Origin of the sequence: Dryocola clanedunensis subsp. sulfonylureivorans, assembly GCF_016756775.1 — a bacterium.
Taxonomy (GTDB): domain Bacteria; phylum Pseudomonadota; class Gammaproteobacteria; order Enterobacterales; family Enterobacteriaceae; genus Dryocola; species Dryocola clanedunensis.
This window is the reverse complement of the sequence record NZ_JAERMU010000007.1, coordinates 21,081-40,491: the sequence shown is the minus strand read 5'-3', so window position 1 is coordinate 40,491 and position 19,411 is coordinate 21,081. Positions and strand designations below refer to the sequence as shown.

The window sequence follows — 19,411 nt, the reverse complement described above, 5'->3', positions numbered from 1 at the left end:
CAAATTTTGGCTGTTCGGGGGTGAAAAAAAACAAAAAAAAGCCCGCGCGAGGCGGGCTTGATCAGCATTTAACGCTTCAACTTACAGAACGTCTTTCGCGTTCAGTTCGGTGAAAGCCTGCTCCAGACGAGTGATCATTGAAGTCTGTGCAGCACGCAGCCATACGCGTGGATCGTAGTATTTCTTGTTCGGCTGGTCGTCGCCTTTCGGGTTGCCCAGCTGACCCTGCAGGTAAGCTTCGTTTTCTTTGTAATAGTTCAGGATACCTTCCCATGTTGCCCACTGGGTATCGGTATCGATGTTCATTTTGATTACGCCGTAGCTTACGGAGTCTTTGATTTCCTGAGCAGAAGAACCGGAACCGCCGTGGAAGACGAAGTTCAGGGAGTTGTGCGGCAGGTTGTGTTTCTTAGAAACGTATTCCTGAGAGTCACGCAGGATAGTTGGCGTCAGAACCACGTTGCCTGGCTTGTACACACCGTGCACGTTACCGAAGGAAGCAGCGATGGTGAAACGTGGGCTGATAGCGTTCAGTTTGGTGTACGCGTAGTCAACGTCTTCTGGCTGAGTGTACAGTGCAGATGCGTCCATATGGCTGTTATCTACGCCATCTTCTTCACCGCCGGTGCAGCCCAGTTCGATTTCCAGAGTCATGTCCATCTTGGCCATACGAGCCAGATATTTTGAACAGATCTCGATGTTCTCTTCCAGAGACTCTTCAGACAGGTCGATCATGTGAGAAGAGAACAGTGGCTTACCGGTTGCTGCGAAGTGTTTTTCACCCGCATCCAGCAGGCCGTCGATCCATGGCAGCAGTTTCTTAGCGCAGTGGTCAGTGTGCAGGATGACCGGCACGCCGTAATGTTCTGCCATCTGGTGGACGTGGTGTGCGCCAGAGATAGCACCCAGGATTGCAGCACCCTGAGGAACGTCTGTTTTCACGCCTTTACCAGCGATGAATGCAGCACCGCCGTTAGAGAACTGAACGATAACCGGAGCTTTAGCTTTAGCAGCAGTTTCCAGAACGGCGTTGATAGAGTCGGTGCCCACGCAGTTAACGGCTGGCAGAGCGAAGTTATTCTCTTTCGCTACCTGGAAAACTTTCTGTACGTCATCACCAGTGATTACGCCTGGTTTTACGAAATCAAAAATCTTAGACATGGTTGTTTGTCCTGTATCGTCGTAACGTTTGTGCCGCCTAAGGTCGTCTACGGGCGGCAAGAAATCAACGGGCAGGATAACCTGCCCGTAATTATTACTTCTTAGCGCGCTCTTCGAGCATCGCTACTGCTGGCAGTACTTTGCCTTCCACGAATTCGAGGAATGCGCCACCGCCAGTTGAGATGTAGGAGATTTTGTCGGAAATACCGAACAGGTCGATAGCCGCCAGGGTATCGCCGCCGCCCGCGATAGAGAACGCGTCGCTGTCTGCGATGGCATTAGCAACGATCTCGGTTCCTTTACGGAAGTTAGGGAACTCGAACACGCCAACCGGGCCATTCCACAGGATGGTTTTCGCGTTTTTCAGGATCTCAGCCAGTTTCTGTGCAGAAACGTCGCCCAGGTCCAGGATCTGCTCTTCATCTTTGATGTCGTTTACAGATTTCAGGGTAGCGGTAGCCGTTTCAGAGAACTCAGTGGCTACGCGAACATCAGTTGGAACAGGGATATCGCAGGTCGTCAGCAGGCGTTTAGCTTCTTCTACCAGGTCTGCTTCGTACAGGGATTTACCGACGTTGTGGCCTTGAGCAGCAACGAAGGTGTTCGCGATACCACCGCCAACAATCAGCTGGTCAGCGATTTTGGACAGAGAATCCAGAACGGTCAGTTTGGTAGAAACTTTAGAACCACCAACGATAGCCACCATTGGACGAGCAGGTTCTTTCAGTGCTTTACCCAGCGCGCTCAGCTCTTCAGCCAGCAGTGGGCCTGCGCAAGCGATGTCAGCAAATTTGCCAACGCCGTGAGTAGAAGCCTGCGCGCGGTGCGCGGTGCCGAAAGCATCCATAACGAATACGTCGCACAGGGCAGCGTATTTCTTAGACAGGGTTTCGTCGTCTTTCTTTTCGCCTTTGTTGAAGCGAACGTTTTCCAGAACAACCAGCTCACCGGCAGCAACTTCAACGCCGTCCAGGTAATCTTTCGCCAGGCGAACCGGGGAAGACAGTTTGTCTTTCAGGTAGTTAACAACCGGCAGCAGAGAGAATTCTTCGTTGTACTCGCCTTCGGTCGGGCGACCCAGGTGAGAGGTAACCATCACTTTCGCGCCTTGCTTCAGGGCCAGTTCGATAGTTGGCAGAGATGCACGGATACGTGCGTCAGATGTCACTTTCCCTTCTTTGACTGGTACGTTCAAATCTGCACGGATCAGAACGCGCTTTCCAGCCAGATCCAGATCGGTCATCTTAATTACAGACATGGTGAATCCTCTCGTTGATTCTTAAAGTTTTGCGGGCGCATTCCACGCCCTACCTGAAACCACTTGCAGCCATGACTAACGTCGTGTCGAGCATTCGGTTAGCAAAGCCCCATTCGTTATCGCACCAGACCAGTGTTTTAATCAGATGCTGCCCACTGACCCGCGTTTGCGTGCCGTCAACAATGGCACTGTGCGGATCGTGGTTAAAATCAGTCGAGACCAACGGTAATTCCGTATAGTCAACTATACCATGAAATGAATTCTGCGCCGCTTTTTGCAGCAACTGATTGATTTCATTAGCATTCACCGCATCCCTCACCGTAACGCTTAAATCGATTGCGGTGACGTTTATCGTCGGGACGCGAACCGCAATGGCCTCAAAACGATCGTTAAATTTTGGGAAAATACGGGCGATGCCAGCGGCAAGACGCGTATCTACCGGGATGATCGATTGACTGGCGGCACGGGTACGTCGCAGGTCTGGATGATATGCATCTATTACCTGCTGATCGTGCATCGCAGAGTGGATGGTTGTGACGGTTCCCCACTCAATGCCAAAGGCATCATCAAGCAATTTGATAATCGGGATTATACAATTCGTGGTACAGGAGGCATTTGAGACAATTCGATGGCTGGCTTGCACTTCGTGGTGGTTGACACCGTAAACCACGGTTGCATCCAGATCGTTGCCACCAGGATGGGAGAAGAGAACTTTTTTTGCCCCCGCTTCCAGATGAGCTTCACCATCTGCGCGCGAACCAAAGACACCGGTACAGTCCAACACGAGATCCACACCAAGCTCACGCCATGGCAGTGCTGCGATAGTCGGTTCATGCAGTAAACGGATGGCATCATCGCCAACCCAAAGCTGCTCGCGCTCCTGACGGACATCCCAGGCAAAGCGTCCATGACTGGTGTCGTACTTCAACAGATGCGCCATACCCGCAGCATCAGCCAGCTCATTGATTGCTACCACGGTGATTTCCGCACGGCGACCTGATTCGTACAATGCACGTACCACGTTGCGCCCAATGCGACCGAAGCCATTAATTGCGATGCGTACGGTCATATCTCTCCTGCCAGAATCCCTGAATCGAAGTGGCTGACAGAGTAATCCAGCCGCCCGCTCAGGGGAATCCTCGCACTCACGAAACTGCAATTGATTGCTTAATTGTCGAACACATTATCGACTGAAACGCTTCAGCTATGGTAGGTGAAAGCTGGAATAAAAGGAATGCAAGCCCTGCCAGGAAGCACATTTATCTGATCTGTATCACACTTTACCGGCCAGTCATGGGTGGAGATGGAATAATCCTGGCCCCAAAAATATTAACGGCAAGTTTAATTATAAACAACATAATAACCATAATTATAATACTCATGCGTTACTATAACCACCTCAACAATAAAGCTTACAGGTGGTGTAATGACCTATCTTCCTGCTGGTTACTTGATAACCGACATCTCACGACTGGCGCGGCAAATCTTCTTCCAGCGCCGTACCGACAAGCAATTGAGTCAATCTCAGGGCCGCGCCATTGGCCTGCTGGCCATCCGTGAAGGCATTCGCCAGGTTGAACTCGCTGAACTGATGGAGCTTACGCCGATGAGCGTCATGAGGGTTGTCGATCAGCTTGTCGAACTTGATTTGATAGAGCGCCGTCAGGACACCAGCGATCGCCGGGCATTCCTTTTGTATTTACGCCCTGCCGCTCATCAGCAACTTGCCAAAATTGAACAGGAAAGCGAAACGCTGTGGCACGAAGTGCTCAAGACTTTTGGACCGGAAAAACTCGAAGACTTTATCCAGGCACTTGAAGAGGTACGTAACAACCTGTCCGCCATCAAGCATCGCCAGAATTAACACTGTCGCGCCCTTTAGCTGGCGCGCACAACCAAGAGTATCCCCCATGAACAGAAAAAAACTTCGTTTGATTCTATTGCTGGCCATTCCTGCCGTTTTTGCCGTCGCCGGTGCCGCTGTCTGGCTGCATGGTGGTCGTTATATCGAAACGGATAATGCCTACGTGAAGGCGGATAAAACCAGCATCAGCGCTGAAGTAGACGGCCGCGTGGTTAGCGTACCTGTCGTTGAAAACCAGCACGTGAAGAAAGGCGATCTGCTGTTTAGCGTCGATCCCAGGCCTTTCAAACTGGCCGTAGAACAGGCGCAGTCCGATCTGAATAATACCGTGATCGATCTGAAAACGATCAAGTCTCAATACCAGAGCAAGCTCGCGAACATCAAGGTGTCACAAAGTCAGTATGCCTTTGCTGCCCGTCAGGAAGGCCGCGAACGCAGCCTAAGCGGTAAAGGCTATGTCTCAGCGACCGAACTTGACGCCGCCCACCAGAAAACGCTGCTGATGGCGCTGGAAGTTAATATGCTGAAAAAACAGCTCGATGAAGTGGTCGACAGTTTTGGCGGAGATATTGCGGGGCCCGTTGAACAGCACCCGCGCTATAAGAAAGCGCTGGCTACGCTTAAGACCGCGCAGAACAATCTTGCGCACGTCAATGAATACGCACCGACTTCAGGCACGATCACAAAAGTCATTCATCGCGGCGAATACGTTCAGGACGGCACCACGGCCATGCTGCTGGTTTCTGACCATAACCTGTATGTCGAAGCGAATTTTACCGAGAAAGATCTGACCAATATCCGCGTGAATCAGACCGCTGACATTGAAGTGGATTACGCCCCTGGCGTGACCTGGCACGGCAAAGTGGTCAGCATCAGTCCCGCAACGGGTGCAGAGTACTCGGTTATTCCGGCAGAGAATGCCACCGGCAACTGGGTAAAAGTAACCCAGCGAGTACCAGTCCGCATTAGCGTAGAAACCGCCAGCAATATGCCACAGCTGCGCGCCGGGCTAAGCGCCGATATCAGTGTTGATACCCACCACACCCGCCATCTCGCACTCTAAAGGAGGCTGATTATGTCAGATACCATGACATTGCCTGCTGACAGCACAACGCAGAACCGCCGGATACTGATCACGTTATCGGTAATGCTGGCGACCATCATGCAGGCGCTGGATACCACCATTGCGAACGTTGCCTTGCCCCACATGCAGGGCGCAATGGGAGCGACGCAGGACCAGACCTCCTGGGTGCTGACCTCTTACATCGTAGCGGCAGCCATCGCCATGCCGCTCACGGGCTTCGTCGCGGCAAAAATTGGCCGTAAACGTCTCTTCAGCTATTCGGTGGTGGGCTTTACCGTCGCCTCAATGCTGTGCGGCGCCGCGCAATCACTCGATCAAATTGTCGCTTTTCGTTTGTTGCAGGGTATTTTTGGTGCAAGCCTGGTCCCGCTCTCACAATCTGTCCTGCTGGATACCTGGCCACCGGCCAAACATGGTTCGGCAATGGCAATGTGGGGGCTGGGCGTCATGGTGGGGCCCATTCTGGGGCCTTCTCTCGGCGGCTGGCTGACGGAATACTACAGCTGGCGCTGGGTGTTCTATATCAATATCCCCTTTGGCATCCTGGCCTGGCTGGGCATCGTCACCTTCGTGGTTGAAACGAAGCTAGACGCAAAGCGAAAATTTGATTTAGCGGGCTTCTTCCTGCTTAGTATTGCCATTGGCAGCCTGCAGCTGTTCCTCGACCGCGGGCAGTCGAAAGAGTGGTTTGCCAGCGGTGAAATCATTATTGAAGCGATCCTGGCGGGCACAGCGTTTTATCTGTTTATCGCCCATATCATGACGGGCAAACGACCCTTTATCGACCCACAGATATTTAGAGATAAGAACTTTATCGTTGGCCTGCTGTTCAGCTTCATGATGGGGACAGTCCTGATGGCAACGATGGCCCTGCTCCCTCCGTTGCTTCAGGGGCTGATGAACTATCCGGTTATTGATGTCGGGTTGCTGATGACGCCGCGCGGCTTCGGGACTATGTTCAGCATGATGCTGGTCGGACGCGTTGCCGGTAAAGTCGATATGCGCTACCTCATTGCGGCCGGGGTGCTCATCATGGCGCTTTCATTGTGGCAAATGACCCACTTCGATATGTCGATAAGCAAATGGGACATTATCAGTACCGGGATCGTGCAGGGGGTGGGGATGGGCTTAACCTTTGTACCGCTTTCGACGCTGACGTTCTCGACCCTGCCGCAAAAGTACCGCACCGAGGGAACGTCTCTCTATAGCCTGATCCGCAACATCGGCAGCAGTATTGGCATTTCGGTGATGACAACCTATCTGGCCCAGCAGAGCCAGCGCAACCACGCGGTGTTTTCGAGCTTTATTAATCCGTTTAACAAAGCGCTACAGAACGATATGCAGCACGGCATGTGGAACATTCATAGCCTCGGCGGGCTGCTGGCGGTCAATGGCGAAGTCACCCGTCAGGCCACCACCATGGCCTATTATCAGGACTTCCGCCTGATGATGTTCCTGTGCTTTATTTTGCTGCCGCTGATCCTGCTCTTTTCTAAGCCACAGCCGAAAACGGCGTAAAAAAAACGGGCCGCGAATGCGGCCCGTCAAGTTGATGGCAAACCCTGAACGTTTGAGTAACTCAGATCTCGCACCAACTAAATAACAAGGAAAATCAATTTGTTGATTTTCGGCAACTTATCACAAAGAAGGAAAAACCACGCTTTTTCCTTCTTTGCCCGCAACAAAACGGGCCGCGAATGCGGCCCGTCAGATAAGTCCAGCTCAGAAATTACAGAACTGCTTTAGCCTGCTTCACCACGTTCTCCACGGTGAAACCAAACTCTTCGAACAGCTGCTCGGCTGGCGCAGACTCACCGAAGGTGGTCATACCCACTACCGCGCCGTTCAGGCCAACATACTTGTACCAGTAGTCTGCGATGCTTGCTTCTACAGCAACACGAGCGGCAACCGCTTTCGGCAGAATTGCTTCACGGTACGCTGCATCCTGCTTGTCGAACGCATCGGTAGACGGCATGGATACCACGCGTGCCTTGATGCCTTCCGCTGACAGCTGGTCCCAGGCCGCAACGGCCAGTTCAACTTCGGAACCGGTAGCGATCAGAATCAGTTCAGGCTGGCCTGCACAATCTTTCAGGATGTACGCGCCGCGGGCGATATCCGCCAGCTGCTGCTCGGTACGATCCTGCTGCGCCAGATTCTGGCGGGAGAAGATCAGCGCGGTCGGGCCGTCATGACGTTCTACAGCGTATTTCCACGCCACCGCAGATTCCACCTGGTCACACGGACGCCATGTGCTCATGTTTGGCGTCACGCGCAGGGCAGCAAGCTGCTCTACAGGCTGGTGAGTCGGGCCATCTTCGCCCAGACCGATGGAGTCGTGGGTGTAGACCATGACATGACGCTGCTTCATCAGAGCGGCCATACGCACCGCGTTACGCGCATATTCCACGAACATCAGGAAGGTAGAGGTGTACGGCAGGAAACCACCGTGCAACGCGATACCGTTGGCAATCGCCGTCATACCGAATTCACGAACACCGTAATGGATGTAGTTACCGGCTTTGTCTTCGTTAATCGCTTTAGAGCCAGACCAGATGGTCAGGTTAGAAGGAGCGAGGTCCGCGGAACCGCCGAGGAATTCTGGCAGCAGATGGCCGAAAGCTTCGATGGTGTTCTGGGACGCTTTACGGCTGGCAATTTTAGCCGGGTTAGCCTGCAGGTTCTTGATGAACTCCTGCGCTTTGGCGGCGAAATCAGCCGGCATGTCGCCTTTCATACGACGGGTAAACTCAGCGGCTTCCTGCGGGAAGGCTTTCGCGTAGGCGGCAAACTTCTCGTTCCACGCGGCTTCTTTCGCCTGGCCTGCTTCTTTTGCATCCCACTGAGCGTAAATCTCAGACGGGATTTCAAACGGAGCGTGTTTCCAGCCAAGCTGTTCACGGGTCAGCGCGATTTCAGCGTCACCTAAAGGTGCGCCGTGGGAATCGTGCGTGCCCGCTTTGTTTGGTGAACCGAAACCGATGATGGTTTTGCACATCAGCAGGGAAGGTTTATCTGTAACCGCTTTCGCTTCTTCAACAGCACGCTTGATAGCGTCTGCGTCGTGACCGTCTACACCGCGCACCACGTGCCAGCCGTAGGCTTCAAAGCGTTTAGCGGTATCATCGGTGAACCAACCTTCAACATGGCCGTCGATGGAGATACCGTTGTCATCGTAGAACGCAACCAGTTTACCCAGGCCCAGAGTACCCGCCAGCGAACAGACTTCGTGGGAGATACCTTCCATCATGCAGCCGTCACCCAGGAACGTATAGGTGAAGTGGTCCACAATGTCGTGTCCAGGACGGTTGAACTGTGCCGCCATAGTACGTTCAGCAATCGCCATACCTACTGCATTCGCCACACCCTGACCCAGCGGACCCGTCGTGGTTTCAACACCTGCGGTGTAGCCCACTTCCGGGTGGCCCGGAGTTTTAGAGTGTAGCTGACGGAAGTTTTTCAGCTCTTCAATCGGCAGGTCATAACCGGTGAGGTGCAGCAGACTGTAAATCAGCATGGAGCCGTGGCCGTTGGACAGCACGAAGCGGTCGCGGTCAGCCCAGGCCGGATTCTGCGGGTTATGGTTCAGGAAATCACGCCACAGGACTTCGGCAATATCAGCCATACCCATAGGGGCACCCGGGTGACCGGATTTGGCTTTCTGTACTGCGTCCATGCTGAGTGCACGAATAGCATTGGCAAGCTCTTTACGAGAGGACATTTTCACTCCAGATCGGATGGTTGAAGGTCACGCCTTGTTTTACGACTTGACTACTAAGCGTTATGGGCTACGCCCGAAAAAGTCCCAACAATGTACCGTATGCGGTGAGTCATGTACATGGAGCATCCTTTTGTCCAGGTAAGAAATCTCTGGATCCCGCTCGCATGTTACGCAAGTTGCTGCCCACGTCCGGTAATCTTCTTTATAATGGCTTAAGCGTCGCCAATTCTGGCACGCATTCGCCTTAAGGCTGTTGAAACTAATAAAGGAAGATTGGCCATGAAGATGCGCCCTATTATGTTAAGCCTGACGCTCGCCACGCTGCTGAGCGGCTGTCAGGGTATGGACTCCAACGGTCTGCTGGCCTCTGGCGCGGAGGTCTTCCAGGCCTACACGCTGAGCGACGCACAGGTAAAAGAACTGAGCGATAAATCCTGCGCCGAGCTGGACAGTAAAGCGTCCATCGCCCCGTCCAGCAGTGATTACGCTAAGCGCCTGACGAAAATCTCCAGTGCGCTGGGCGACAACATCAACGGCATGCCGGTGAACTACAAGGTGTACGTCACCAAAGACGTCAACGCCTTCGCTATGGCTAACGGCTGTATCCGCGTTTACAGCGGTCTGATGGACATGATGAACGATAACGAAGTCGAAGCCGTTATCGGCCACGAAATGGGCCACGTTGCGCTGGGCCACGTGAAAAAAGGGATGCAGGTTGCGCTGAGCACCAACGCAGCACGCGTTGCAGCTGCATCAGCGGGTGGCGTGGTCGGCAGCCTGTCACAATCGCAGTTGGGTGACCTGGGCGAGAAACTGGTGAACGCTCAGTTCTCCCAGCGTCAGGAATCGGAAGCGGATGACTACTCTTACGACCTGCTGAGAAAACGCGGTATTAACCCAATCGGTCTGGCGACCAGCTTCGAGAAACTGGCAAAACAGGAAGAAGGCCGTCAAAGCTCAATGCTGGATGACCACCCTGCTTCCGCAGAGCGTGCACAGCATATTCGCGACCGCATGACTGCGGATGGTTTGAAGTAAACTAAAAGGGTGGATAACGTTTACACGTATCCACCCTATATAAGCTTTGCGTAGGTCGGATAAGCGTATGCGCCATCCGACACTACTCTTTATTACTCGCCTTTCTTAGCGGCCTGAATATACAGCATTTCCAGCGCCAGCGTCGCGCCTGCCAGAGCGGTGATTTCGGACTGGTCATAGGCCGGAGCCACTTCCACAACGTCCATCCCGACAATGTTCAGGTCTTTCAGGCCACGCACCAGCTTCAGCGCACGGTCAGACGTCAGGCCACCGATAACCGGCGTGCCGGTGCCAGGCGCAAATGCCGGATCCAGACAATCGATATCGAAGGTCAGATAGACCGGCATATCGCCAACAATCTGCTTAACCTGCGCCAGGATATCATCCACGCTGCGGTCATTAACCTGGCCCGCGTCCAGCACGGTGAAACCATTATCTTTGTCGAACTCGGTGCGGATACCGATCTGCACCGAGTGGTTCGGGTCGATCAGACCTTCGTTCGGCGCAGTATAAAACATGGTGCCGTGGTCGAACTCGCAGCCGTTCGCATAGGTGTCTGTGTGGGCATCGAAATGCACCAGCGCCATTTTACCGAAGTGCTTAGCGTGCGCGCGCAGCAGCGGCAGGGTCACGAAGTGGTCCCCACCGAAAGAGAGCATGCGCTTACCGGCTGCCAGCAGCTTTTCAGCGTGGGCTTGCAGACGCTCGCTCATGTCACGCGCGTCGCCGAAGGCGTACACCAGATCGCCGCAGTCCACGACGTTCAGACGTTCGCGCATATCGAAGTTCCACGGGAAGCGGTTGCCTTCCCAGGCCAGGTTAGTGGACACCTGACGAATAGCCGCCGGGCCGTGACGCCCGCCCGCACGGCCAGAAGTGGCCGCATCAAATGGAACGCCGGTGATAACCCAGTCTGCATCGCTGTCGTACGGCTGGAAGTTCAGTGGAAAACGTAAAAAACCAAAGGCGTTGGAGACCAGGGAGTTATCGTACTGATGGCCTAAGGTGCTCATTGTCTGTCCTCACGGTGATGGTGTCATTTGCAAAAAAAAATCCCTTTCGCGTCGTTAAACCCGACGAGAAAGGGACTGGATTAGTACCGAGACTGCTTATTGCTGCGGATTATCCCCGCAATTTCATTCTGATTCAATAGTGCGCAATTTATACATTGTCGAGCGGATAGCCTGTGCCCTCCGCCGTTAAGACTAAAAGACGCGGTGGATAACGCTTCGCTTATCCACCCTATAAAACAGAACCTGTTAATCCCTACTCATCTTCCAGATAAGTATAGCCATACAAACCAGCCTCGAACTCTTCGAGGAACTGCTGCTGGAGCGCGGCATCCAGATCGGTGTGCTTCACCTGATCGCGGAAATGTGTCAGCAACGTGTCCGGGTCGAGCTGCACGTAGCGAAGCATATCCGCTACGGTATCGCCTTCGTCGGACAGCTCAACCTCAACGCTGCCGTCAGGGAAGACGAACACGTCTACCGCTTCGGTATCGCCGAACAGGTTGTGCATATTGCCGAGGATTTCCTGATACGCCCCAACCATAAAGAAGCCCAGCAGCGGCGGGTTGTCCGCATCGTACTCCGGCATTGGCATTGTCGTCGCGATACCATCACCGTCGATGTAATGATCGATAGCACCATCGGAGTCGCAGGTGATATCCAGCAGCACAGCGCGGCGCTCAGGCACCTGGTCCAGACCTTCCAGCGGCAGCACAGGGAACAGCTGGTCGATGCCCCAGGCATCCGGCATGGACTGGAACAGCGAGAAGTTGACGTAAATCTTATCCGCCATACGTTCCTGCAATTCGTCGATGATCGGACGGTGCGCACGGTTGCTTGGGTCAAGTAGACGCTGAATTTCGTTACACATGCTCAGGTAAAGCTGCTCCGCCCAGGCACGCTCTTGCAGAGAATAACCGCCTGATGCGTAGCCGGTGTGGATATCGTGCAGGTCGATCTGGCTGTCGTGCAGCCATTCGCGCAGCGAGCGACGGTTGTTCGGCTCGTGCATTTCGCCCCAGGTTTCCCACATGCTCTGTAGCGCACGCGGAGCATTTTCGGCTGGCGCTTCCGGAACCGTGTATTCGTTGCGCTCAACGCCGATGATATTGGACACCAGTACAGTGTGGTGAGCGGTCACCGCACGACCGGACTCGGTGATCACCGTCGGGTGCGGCAGGCCATGTTCTTCACACGCGTCGCCAATCGCCCAGATGATGTTGTTCGCATATTCGTTCAGGCCATAGTTGACTGAACAATCGGATTGAGAGCGTGTCCCTTCATAGTCCACGCCCAGGCCGCCGCCCACGTCGAAGCATTCAATGTTGACGCCCATCTTGTGCAGCTCAACGTAGAATCGAGCGGATTCACGCACGCCGGTAGCGATGTCGCGAATGTTCGCCATCTGCGAACCAAGGTGGAAGTGCAGCAGTTGAAGGCTGTCGATACGCCCCGCTTCGCGCAGCATTTCTACCAGCTGCAGAACCTGCGTCGCCGCCAGGCCAAATTTAGATTTCTCTCCGCCGGAAGACTGCCATTTACCGGAGCCCTGCGAAGCCAGGCGCGCACGCACGCCCAGTCGCGGCACCACGTTCAGGCGCTCAGCTTCTTCCAGCACGATGCGGATCTCGGACATTTTCTCAATGACCAGATAAACCTTGTGGCCCATCTTCTCACCGATCAGCGCCAGGCGGATGTACTCGCGATCTTTATAGCCGTTACAAACAATCACCGAACGGGTCATGCCCGCATGGGCCAGAACGGCCATCAGTTCTGCTTTAGAGCCAGCTTCCAGGCCCAACGGCTCGCCGGAATGAATCAGGGATTCAATCACGCGGCGGTGCTGGTTCACCTTAATAGGATAAACGAGGAAGTAGTCGCCTTTATAACCGTAGGATTCACGAGCACGTTTAAACGCGGCGTTAATAGAACGCAGGCGGTGCTGGAGGATCTGCGGGAAGCAGAACAGCGCCGGCAAACGTTGCCCCTGGGCTTCTCGGGCCTTCACCAGTTCGGCAAGGTCAACACGCGCATCGGGAACATCAGGATCCGGGCAGACAGTAATGTGGCCCAGCTCGTTGACGTCGTAGTAGTTATTACCCCACCAGGCAATATTGTAAGTACGCAGCATTTTGCTGGCTTCCTGGGAGCTCATAGCAACCTCCTGCATGGAGCGGTGTCCATCCTGCTCGCCCACTGACGAACCCGAAACAGAAGAGATTTTGTCAGACATGGCGAACCTCAAATTTAAACGAATGTGCAAAATAGTTGACTACTATCGCAGGGGTATCCCGCAATAACAACCCATTAACAGCGCGTAGCGGCAGCATAAGACGCTGACAGACTGGCTGTGCGACCGGTTTCTTTTTCATATCATTGTAAAACACGTTACCGAGCTCCGCAGGACGGATCGGCGAAACCACGAGAAAACTCTCATCAACGACAAGAGCGCCCTTGTTCAGAAACTGCAGGCGTGACTAACCGGCCCGAGAATCCGTCGATGCGCCGAGATGGGTATAACATCGGCTGGGGTATAGCAAAGAGATGCATGTAGCGAGGGGCATGGTCACACCAGACAGGCGCGCCAGATTTTGCGAATTACAGCAGTTTTTCAATCGTATCACCTCCACGCATACGGTTTGGGTATGCGACAAGCCAAAGCTAAGATAAGTGCTCAACCCGGCTGGAAGTGGGCAACACAAAAATGTGTGCTTATTGAATGAGCCGCGCGCGCCGCTTTATACCCACAACAAGCGTAAAAAGCAAAGGATAAATGTGCGTTATGCGGGCCCGTCAGGAAAAATTGCCACTTCGTTTTAACCATTAATGTGATCATTTCGAAAAATCACTGGCAATCTGTTTAAGGGTTAACCTAAAATAGACGTCCAGATGTTAATCCATCTATACCGATTAACTGTTAGACTGCTTGTCACTCAACCTACGGCGAAACTCCATATTATCAGCACATCGTGCTGGTAAAGGCGCCATTCGGCAGCGGTCCGTACTAACCGAATTCTCTTTAGGGTGAACAAAACATGGCTAAACACCTTTTTACGTCCGAGTCTGTATCAGAAGGGCATCCTGATAAAATCGCTGACCAAATCTCCGATGCGGTGCTTGACGCAATCCTCGAACAGGATCCAAAAGCTCGCGTAGCGTGTGAAACCTACGTGAAAACCGGCATGGTTCTGGTTGGCGGCGAAATCACCACCAGTGCCTGGGTTGATATCGAAGAGATCACCCGTAAAACGGTGCGTGAAATCGGCTACGTGCATTCTGATATGGGCTTTGACGCCAACTCCTGCGCCGTGTTAAGCGCGATTGGTAAACAATCCCCGGACATCAATCAGGGCGTTGACCGTACCGATCCGCTGGAGCAAGGCGCGGGCGACCAGGGTCTGATGTTTGGCTATGCTACCAACGAAACCGACGTACTGATGCCAGCGCCAATCACTTACGCTCACCGTCTGGTTCAGCGTCAGGCCGAAGTGCGTAAGAATGGTTCACTGCCGTGGCTACGTCCGGATGCGAAAAGCCAGATCACCTTCCAGTATGACGACGGCAAAATCGTGGGTATTGACGCGGTAGTCCTGTCCACCCAGCACTCCGAAGACGTAGAGCTGAAAACGCTGCAGGAAGCGGTGATGGAAGAGATCATCAAGCCGGTTCTGCCAGAAGAGTGGCTGAACGCTTCCACTAAATACCACATCAACCCGACCGGTCGTTTTGTTATTGGTGGCCCAATGGGTGACTGCGGCCTGACCGGACGTAAAATCATCGTGGACACCTACGGCGGCATGGCCCGTCACGGTGGCGGTGCGTTTTCTGGTAAAGATCCCTCAAAAGTAGACCGTTCTGCGGCGTACGCGGCGCGTTATGTTGCGAAAAACATCGTTGCGGCAGGCCTTGCCGACCGTTGCGAAATTCAGGTCTCTTATGCTATCGGCGTTGCGGAACCTACCTCCATCATGGTTGAAACCTTCGGTACCGAAAAAATCTCTACCGAACAGCTGACCCTGCTGGTGCGCGAGTTCTTCGACCTGCGTCCGTACGGCCTGATCCAGATGCTGGATCTGCTGCACCCAATCTACAAAGAAACCGCGGCCTACGGTCACTTTGGTCGCGAACACTTCCCATGGGAAAAAACCGACAAAGCTGCCCTGCTGCGTGAAGCTGCTGGCCTGAAATAATCCGCTACGGTTTCCTCCTTTAAAGGCCAGCTCAGCTGGCCTTTTCTCTTTCTACCGCCTGAAACTACCTGAATCCCTCCTCTCGGCTATACTTTCCAGTCAGGGTTAAACAAAAACGTGATGAAAGCGATTACATGCCATTGCGAATGAATAACGCTCGCCCTTTCTCTCCATCATCCTCGATATTGCTTTGCTCGTTACAAATCATTTCGGAATCGCCTGAAAAGCAAACAATCAACTTGCCGCTACTCTCCTTAATGCTATGTTTTACCTGAGCTAAAGCTAATGACATAACTTGACATTAGTGTAACCGATTACACCAATGTGATGACTATCACACAAATTTACGTACCGCTAACCTAACCTTAACAGCGAAAAATCTGATAACCCAACCGGAGGGCGTTATGCCTGACACTAATAAGAAACACCGGACATCAAACAAAAGCATGACCTTTTTTGTTTGCTTCCTCGCAGCGCTCGCAGGTTTACTGTTTGGCCTGGACATTGGCGTTATCGCCGGCGCCCTGCCGTTCATTGCGAAAGATTTTCAGATTACCGCACACCAGCAGGAGTGGGTGGTTAGCTCAATGATGTTCGGTGCCGCCGTTGGCGCCGTCGGCAGCGGCTGGCTCTCTTTCCGTCTCGGGCGCAAATACAGCCTGATGATTGGCGCCGTGCTGTTTGTCGCAGGCTCCCTGTGCTCCGCCTTCTCGCCTAACCCGGAAGTGCTGATTATCTCCCGCGTTCTGCTGGGTCTGGCCGTGGGCGTCGCTTCGTACACCGCTCCGCTTTACCTTTCCGAGATTGCCCCGGAGAAAATTCGCGGCAGTATGATCTCTATGTATCAGCTGATGATCACCATCGGTATTCTCGGTGCTTATCTCTCTGATACCGCCTTCAGCTACAGCGGCTCCTGGCGCTGGATGCTGGGCGTAATCACTATTCCGGCTCTGATTCTGCTGGTTGGCGTATTCTTCCTGCCGGACAGCCCGCGCTGGTTCGCTGCTAAACGCCGCTTCCACGATGCCGAGCGCGTCCTGCTGCGCCTGCGCGACAGCAGCGCCGAAGCGAAGCGTGAGCTGGAAGAGATCCGCGAAAGCCTGCAGGTTAAGCAGAGCGGCTGGTCATTGTTCCGCAGTAACAACAACTTCCGCCGTGCCGTTTTTCTTGGGGTGCTTTTACAGGTCATGCAGCAGTTCACCGGCATGAACGTCATCATGTATTACGCGCCAAAAATCTTTGAGATTGCAGGCTTCACCAACACCACGCAGCAGATGTGGGGGACGGTTATCGTCGGCCTGATCAACGTGCTGGCAACCTTCATTGCCATTGGTCTGGTTGACCGCTGGGGCCGTAAGCCAACGCTGGTGCTGGGCTTCCTGGTCATGGCGGCCGGTATGGGTGTGCTGGGTACTATGCTGCACGTTGGTATTCACTCCCAGGGCGCGCAGTACTTCGCCGTGGCGATGCTGCTGATGTTTATCGTTGGTTTTGCGATGAGCGCCGGTCCGCTGATTTGGGTACTGTGCTCTGAAATCCAGCCGCTGAAAGGCCGCGATTTTGGGATCACCTGTTCAACCACCACTAACTGGATTGCCAACATGATTGTCGGCGCAACGTTCCTGACCATGCTTAACACGCTGGGTAACGCGAATACCTTCTGGGTCTACGCAGGTCTGAACGTCTTCTTTATCCTGCTGACTCTCTGGCTGGTTCCGGAAACCAAACACGTTTCCCTGGAACACATTGAACGTAACCTGATGAAAGGCCGTCCATTACGTGAGATCGGCGCTCACGACTAAGCCACCAAAGGCCCCTTTCCGCTCGGAGAGGGGCTTGCACCCGGCCTTCGCACATTCTATCCTCTGCCGTTATGAAATCCCCTCGACTCCCCATAGCCATTCAGCAGGCCGTTATGCGCAGCCTGCGCGACAAACTGCATCAGGCAAACCTGCATTTAGGCCGCAGCTACCCGGAACCGAAACTTGTTTATCAACAGCGAGGAACGGCAGCGGGCACGGCATGGATGGAAAGTTACGAAATCCGCCTCAATCCCGTGCTGCTGATGGAAAACCAACAGGCTTTTATTGAAGAGGTTGTTCCCCACGAGCTGGCTCATCTGCTGGTCTGGAAACACTTTGGCCGCGTTGCGCCCCACGGCAAAGAATGGAAATGGATGATGGAAAGCGTCATGGGCGTCCCCGCGCGTCGAACCCATCAGTTTGGAGTGCAGTCGGTGCGCCACAATACCTTCCCCTACCGCTGCCGTTGCCAGCAGCATCAGCTTACCGTGCGCCGTCACAACCGAGTGCTGCGCGGTGAATCAGAGTACCGCTGCGTACAATGTGGGGATCTCTTAAAACCGGAAGAGACAACTTCCTGTAATCAAAAAAAATAATTTAAAAACTTCCTAAAATTTCTTATTGAAGCTGGATAAATCCTCAGGTAGGGTGCGGGCTTGTTTTAGTAAGGATTCAGGAAATGTCCCGCAAATACCTTCTGGCTGTTGCCCTTGTTGCAGCCTTCTCCTCTTTTTTCGCATCCGCTACCGGTATCAACAGCTTCTCTCAGGCCAAAAAGGCAGGAGCCAGACTGAACGCTGATGCGCCTGGCTCCTTCTATTGCGGCTGCAAAATTAACTGGCAGGGTAAAAAGGGCATCCCGGATCTCGAATCCTGCGGTTATAAAGTTCGTAAAAATGAAAACCGTGCCTCGCGTATCGAATGGGAACACGTTGTTCCGGCCTGGCAGTTTGGTCACCAGCGCCAGTGCTGGCAGGACGGCGGCAGAAAGAACTGCACCAGGGACCCGGTCTACCGCAGGATGGAAAGCGATATGCACAACCTTCAGCCCGCGATCGGTGAAGTGAACGGCGACCGCAATAACTTTATGTACAGCCAGTGGAACGGTGGTGAAGGCCAGTATGGTCAGTGCGCAATGAAAGTCGACTTTAAGGGAAAAGCCGCCGAGCCGCCCGCCCGCGCCAGGGGTGCTATCGCCCGCACTTATTTCTATATGCGTGACCAGTATCAGCTGAAACTTTCCCGCCAGCAGACCCAGCTTTTTGAAGCATGGAATAAAACTTACCCCGTCAGCGCGTGGGAGTGCGAACGCGACGAGCGCATTGCGAAAATCCAGGGCAATCATAACCCTTATGTGCTGCGGGCTTGCCAGGCACAAAACAGCTAACCTACACTAGCGGCAATTGCTCACTTAGCTGTAATGATCGAAGCAAGCATTTGTAGGTCGGGTAAGGCGTAAGCCGCCACCCGACAATTCGGTGGATGGCGCATTCGCTTATCCACCCTACGACTGCGTTCAGGTATACAGCATAACCATCGGATAATTTACGCATGCGTATCCCCCGCATTCACCACCCGGAGTTACTCACCGCAGGCCACGAAGTGGCACTCAGTGAAGATGCCGCCAACCATGTGGGCCGCGTGCTGCGCATGGGTGCAGGCCAGGCCATTCAGCTATTTGACGGCAGCAACCAGGTCTTTGATGCCGAAATCGTGCAGGCCGATAAGAAAAGCGTGCGCGTTAAGGTGCTGGCAGCAAACGTTGATGACCGTGAATCACCGCTGCATCTCCATCTGGGCCAGGTTATGTCCCGCGGCGAAAAGATGGAGTTCACCATTCAGAAAGCCGTTGAGCTTGGTGTGAACGTGATTACCCCTTTGTTTTCCGAACGCTGCGGCGTAAAACTGGATGCCGACCGCCTGAACAAGAAGCTCCAGCAATGGCGCAAAATTGCCGTAGCTGCCTGCGAGCAATGTGGGCGCAACGTGGTGCCGGAAATCCGCCCGGCAATGGACCTTGAAGCGTGGTGCGCCGAAGAAGACAACAGCCTGAAGCTCAATCTTCATCCCCGCGCCAGCGCCAGCATCAACACCCTGCCCCAACCGGTGGAGCGGGTGCGCCTACTGATTGGCCCGGAGGGCGGTTTAACGGCAGAAGAAATTGCCATGACCGCAGAACATCAATTTACTGATATTCTGTTGGGACCTCGCGTTCTGCGTACTGAGACTACCGCGCTCACCGCCATTACCGCACTGCAGGTGCGCTTTGGCGATCTGGGCTAA

The 19,411-nt window shown here is 53.8% G+C and carries 16 protein-coding genes and 1 pseudogene; 9 read left to right on the top strand and 8 right to left on the bottom strand.

The features are described from left to right. Nucleotides 1–81: 81 nt before the first annotated feature. The 3 genes from fbaA to epd form a co-directional block, all read right to left on the bottom strand. Complete coding sequence (gene fbaA / locus HYQ67_RS08585; protein ID WP_202303285.1) at nucleotides 82–1,161, bottom strand: class II fructose-bisphosphate aldolase; 1,080 nt, start codon at nucleotides 1,159–1,161, stop codon at nucleotides 82–84. A gap of 94 nt (nucleotides 1,162–1,255) precedes the next feature. After that, complete coding sequence (gene pgk / locus HYQ67_RS08580) at nucleotides 1,256–2,419, bottom strand: phosphoglycerate kinase (RefSeq protein ID WP_202303284.1); 1,164 nt, start codon at nucleotides 2,417–2,419, stop codon at nucleotides 1,256–1,258. A 49-nt stretch (nucleotides 2,420–2,468) separates the two neighbouring features. Further along, nucleotides 2,469–3,488: an erythrose-4-phosphate dehydrogenase gene (gene epd, locus HYQ67_RS08575; RefSeq protein WP_202303283.1), complete on the bottom strand. Its 1,020-nt coding sequence runs from the start codon at nucleotides 3,486–3,488 to the stop codon at nucleotides 2,469–2,471. Between the two features lie 357 nt (nucleotides 3,489–3,845). Here epd and HYQ67_RS08570 point away from each other — a divergent pair, with 357 nt between their 5' ends. The 3 genes from HYQ67_RS08570 to HYQ67_RS08560 are packed head-to-tail and all read left to right on the top strand — an operon-like array spanning nucleotide 3,846 to nucleotide 6,885. After that, nucleotides 3,846–4,283, top strand: coding sequence for a MarR family winged helix-turn-helix transcriptional regulator (locus HYQ67_RS08570; RefSeq protein WP_202303282.1), 438 nt, complete (start codon nucleotides 3,846–3,848; stop codon nucleotides 4,281–4,283). Nucleotides 4,284–4,329: 46 nt separating this feature from the next. Continuing rightward, on the top strand, nucleotides 4,330–5,346 hold the full coding sequence (locus HYQ67_RS08565; RefSeq protein WP_202303281.1) for an HlyD family secretion protein: 1,017 nt from the start codon (nucleotides 4,330–4,332) through the stop codon (nucleotides 5,344–5,346). Nucleotides 5,347–5,358: 12 nt separating this feature from the next. Further along, nucleotides 5,359–6,885 carry a DHA2 family efflux MFS transporter permease subunit gene (locus HYQ67_RS08560; protein WP_202303280.1) on the top strand — a complete coding sequence of 509 codons (1,527 nt, stop codon included), beginning with the start codon at nucleotides 5,359–5,361 and terminating at the stop codon, nucleotides 6,883–6,885. A gap of 211 nt (nucleotides 6,886–7,096) precedes the next feature. Here HYQ67_RS08560 and tkt read toward each other — a convergent pair whose 3' ends face one another. Further along, complete coding sequence (tkt, locus tag HYQ67_RS08555) at nucleotides 7,097–9,088, bottom strand: transketolase (RefSeq protein WP_202303279.1); 1,992 nt, start codon at nucleotides 9,086–9,088, stop codon at nucleotides 7,097–7,099. 279 nt (nucleotides 9,089–9,367) lie between these two features. Here tkt and loiP point away from each other — a divergent pair, with 279 nt between their 5' ends. Next, nucleotides 9,368–10,126, top strand: a complete 759-nt coding sequence (loiP, locus tag HYQ67_RS08550; protein WP_202303278.1) for a metalloprotease LoiP — start codon at nucleotides 9,368–9,370, stop codon at nucleotides 10,124–10,126. A gap of 92 nt (nucleotides 10,127–10,218) precedes the next feature. On the opposite strand, the gene speB is transcribed toward loiP, so the two are convergent. From speB to HYQ67_RS24480, 4 genes are all read right to left on the bottom strand, one after another. Next, nucleotides 10,219–11,139 (bottom strand): agmatinase, encoded by a 921-nt coding sequence (gene speB / locus HYQ67_RS08545; RefSeq protein ID WP_202303277.1) that lies wholly within the window; start codon nucleotides 11,137–11,139, stop codon nucleotides 10,219–10,221. Between the two features lie 253 nt (nucleotides 11,140–11,392). Continuing rightward, nucleotides 11,393–13,369, bottom strand: a complete 1,977-nt coding sequence (gene speA, locus HYQ67_RS08540; RefSeq protein ID WP_202303276.1) for a biosynthetic arginine decarboxylase — start codon at nucleotides 13,367–13,369, stop codon at nucleotides 11,393–11,395. Further along, on the bottom strand, nucleotides 13,362–13,508 hold the full coding sequence (gene yqgB, locus HYQ67_RS08535; RefSeq protein WP_202303467.1) for an acid stress response protein YqgB: 147 nt from the start codon (nucleotides 13,506–13,508) through the stop codon (nucleotides 13,362–13,364). The genes speA and yqgB overlap by 8 nt, the downstream gene beginning before the upstream one ends. Before the next feature lie 105 nt (nucleotides 13,509–13,613). Beyond that, nucleotides 13,614–13,700: a hypothetical protein gene (locus HYQ67_RS24480; protein WP_489146061.1), complete on the bottom strand. Its 87-nt coding sequence runs from the start codon at nucleotides 13,698–13,700 to the stop codon at nucleotides 13,614–13,616. A gap of 471 nt (nucleotides 13,701–14,171) precedes the next feature. Here HYQ67_RS24480 and metK point away from each other — a divergent pair, with 471 nt between their 5' ends. From metK to rsmE, 5 genes and pseudogenes are all read left to right on the top strand, one after another. After that, nucleotides 14,172–15,326 carry a methionine adenosyltransferase gene (gene metK, locus HYQ67_RS08530; protein WP_202303275.1) on the top strand — a complete coding sequence of 385 codons (1,155 nt, stop codon included), beginning with the start codon at nucleotides 14,172–14,174 and terminating at the stop codon, nucleotides 15,324–15,326. Between the two features lie 347 nt (nucleotides 15,327–15,673). Continuing rightward, nucleotides 15,674–17,128 (top strand): annotated as a pseudogene (locus tag HYQ67_RS08525) (sugar porter family MFS transporter); the annotation flags it as partial. Between the two features lie 71 nt (nucleotides 17,129–17,199). Then, nucleotides 17,200–17,724: a SprT family zinc-dependent metalloprotease gene (locus tag HYQ67_RS08520; protein ID WP_202303274.1), complete on the top strand. Its 525-nt coding sequence runs from the start codon at nucleotides 17,200–17,202 to the stop codon at nucleotides 17,722–17,724. Nucleotides 17,725–17,807: 83 nt separating this feature from the next. Next, entirely contained in the window at nucleotides 17,808–18,515 is a 708-nt protein-coding gene (endA, locus tag HYQ67_RS08515; protein ID WP_202303273.1) for a deoxyribonuclease I, read from the top strand. 164 nt (nucleotides 18,516–18,679) lie between these two features. Then, nucleotides 18,680–19,411, top strand: a complete 732-nt coding sequence (rsmE, locus tag HYQ67_RS08510; RefSeq protein WP_202303272.1) for a 16S rRNA (uracil(1498)-N(3))-methyltransferase — start codon at nucleotides 18,680–18,682, stop codon at nucleotides 19,409–19,411.

Bases quoted from the DNA above. Each gene is read 5' to 3' on its own strand.
- metK (WP_202303275.1), top strand. From the start codon at position 14,172: ATGGCTAAACACCTTTTTACGTCCGAGTCTGTATCAGAAGGGCATCCT.
- speB (WP_202303277.1), bottom strand. From the start codon at position 11,139: ATGAGCACCTTAGGCCATCAGTACGATAACTCCCTGGTCTCCAACGCC.
- HYQ67_RS24480 (WP_489146061.1), bottom strand. From the start codon at position 13,700: ATGCCCCTCGCTACATGCATCTCTTTGCTATACCCCAGCCGATGTTAT.
- rsmE (WP_202303272.1), top strand. From the start codon at position 18,680: ATGCGTATCCCCCGCATTCACCACCCGGAGTTACTCACCGCAGGCCAC.
- speA (WP_202303276.1), bottom strand. From the start codon at position 13,369: ATGTCTGACAAAATCTCTTCTGTTTCGGGTTCGTCAGTGGGCGAGCAG.
- HYQ67_RS08520 (WP_202303274.1), top strand. From the start codon at position 17,200: ATGAAATCCCCTCGACTCCCCATAGCCATTCAGCAGGCCGTTATGCGC.
- pgk (WP_202303284.1), bottom strand. From the start codon at position 2,419: ATGTCTGTAATTAAGATGACCGATCTGGATCTGGCTGGAAAGCGCGTT.
- HYQ67_RS08565 (WP_202303281.1), top strand. From the start codon at position 4,330: ATGAACAGAAAAAAACTTCGTTTGATTCTATTGCTGGCCATTCCTGCC.
- HYQ67_RS08570 (WP_202303282.1), top strand. From the start codon at position 3,846: ATGACCTATCTTCCTGCTGGTTACTTGATAACCGACATCTCACGACTG.
- yqgB (WP_202303467.1), bottom strand. From the start codon at position 13,508: ATGAAAAAGAAACCGGTCGCACAGCCAGTCTGTCAGCGTCTTATGCTG.
- HYQ67_RS08560 (WP_202303280.1), top strand. From the start codon at position 5,359: ATGTCAGATACCATGACATTGCCTGCTGACAGCACAACGCAGAACCGC.
- endA (WP_202303273.1), top strand. From the start codon at position 17,808: ATGTCCCGCAAATACCTTCTGGCTGTTGCCCTTGTTGCAGCCTTCTCC.
- epd (WP_202303283.1), bottom strand. From the start codon at position 3,488: ATGACCGTACGCATCGCAATTAATGGCTTCGGTCGCATTGGGCGCAAC.
- fbaA (WP_202303285.1), bottom strand. From the start codon at position 1,161: ATGTCTAAGATTTTTGATTTCGTAAAACCAGGCGTAATCACTGGTGAT.
- loiP (WP_202303278.1), top strand. From the start codon at position 9,368: ATGAAGATGCGCCCTATTATGTTAAGCCTGACGCTCGCCACGCTGCTG.
- tkt (WP_202303279.1), bottom strand. From the start codon at position 9,088: ATGTCCTCTCGTAAAGAGCTTGCCAATGCTATTCGTGCACTCAGCATG.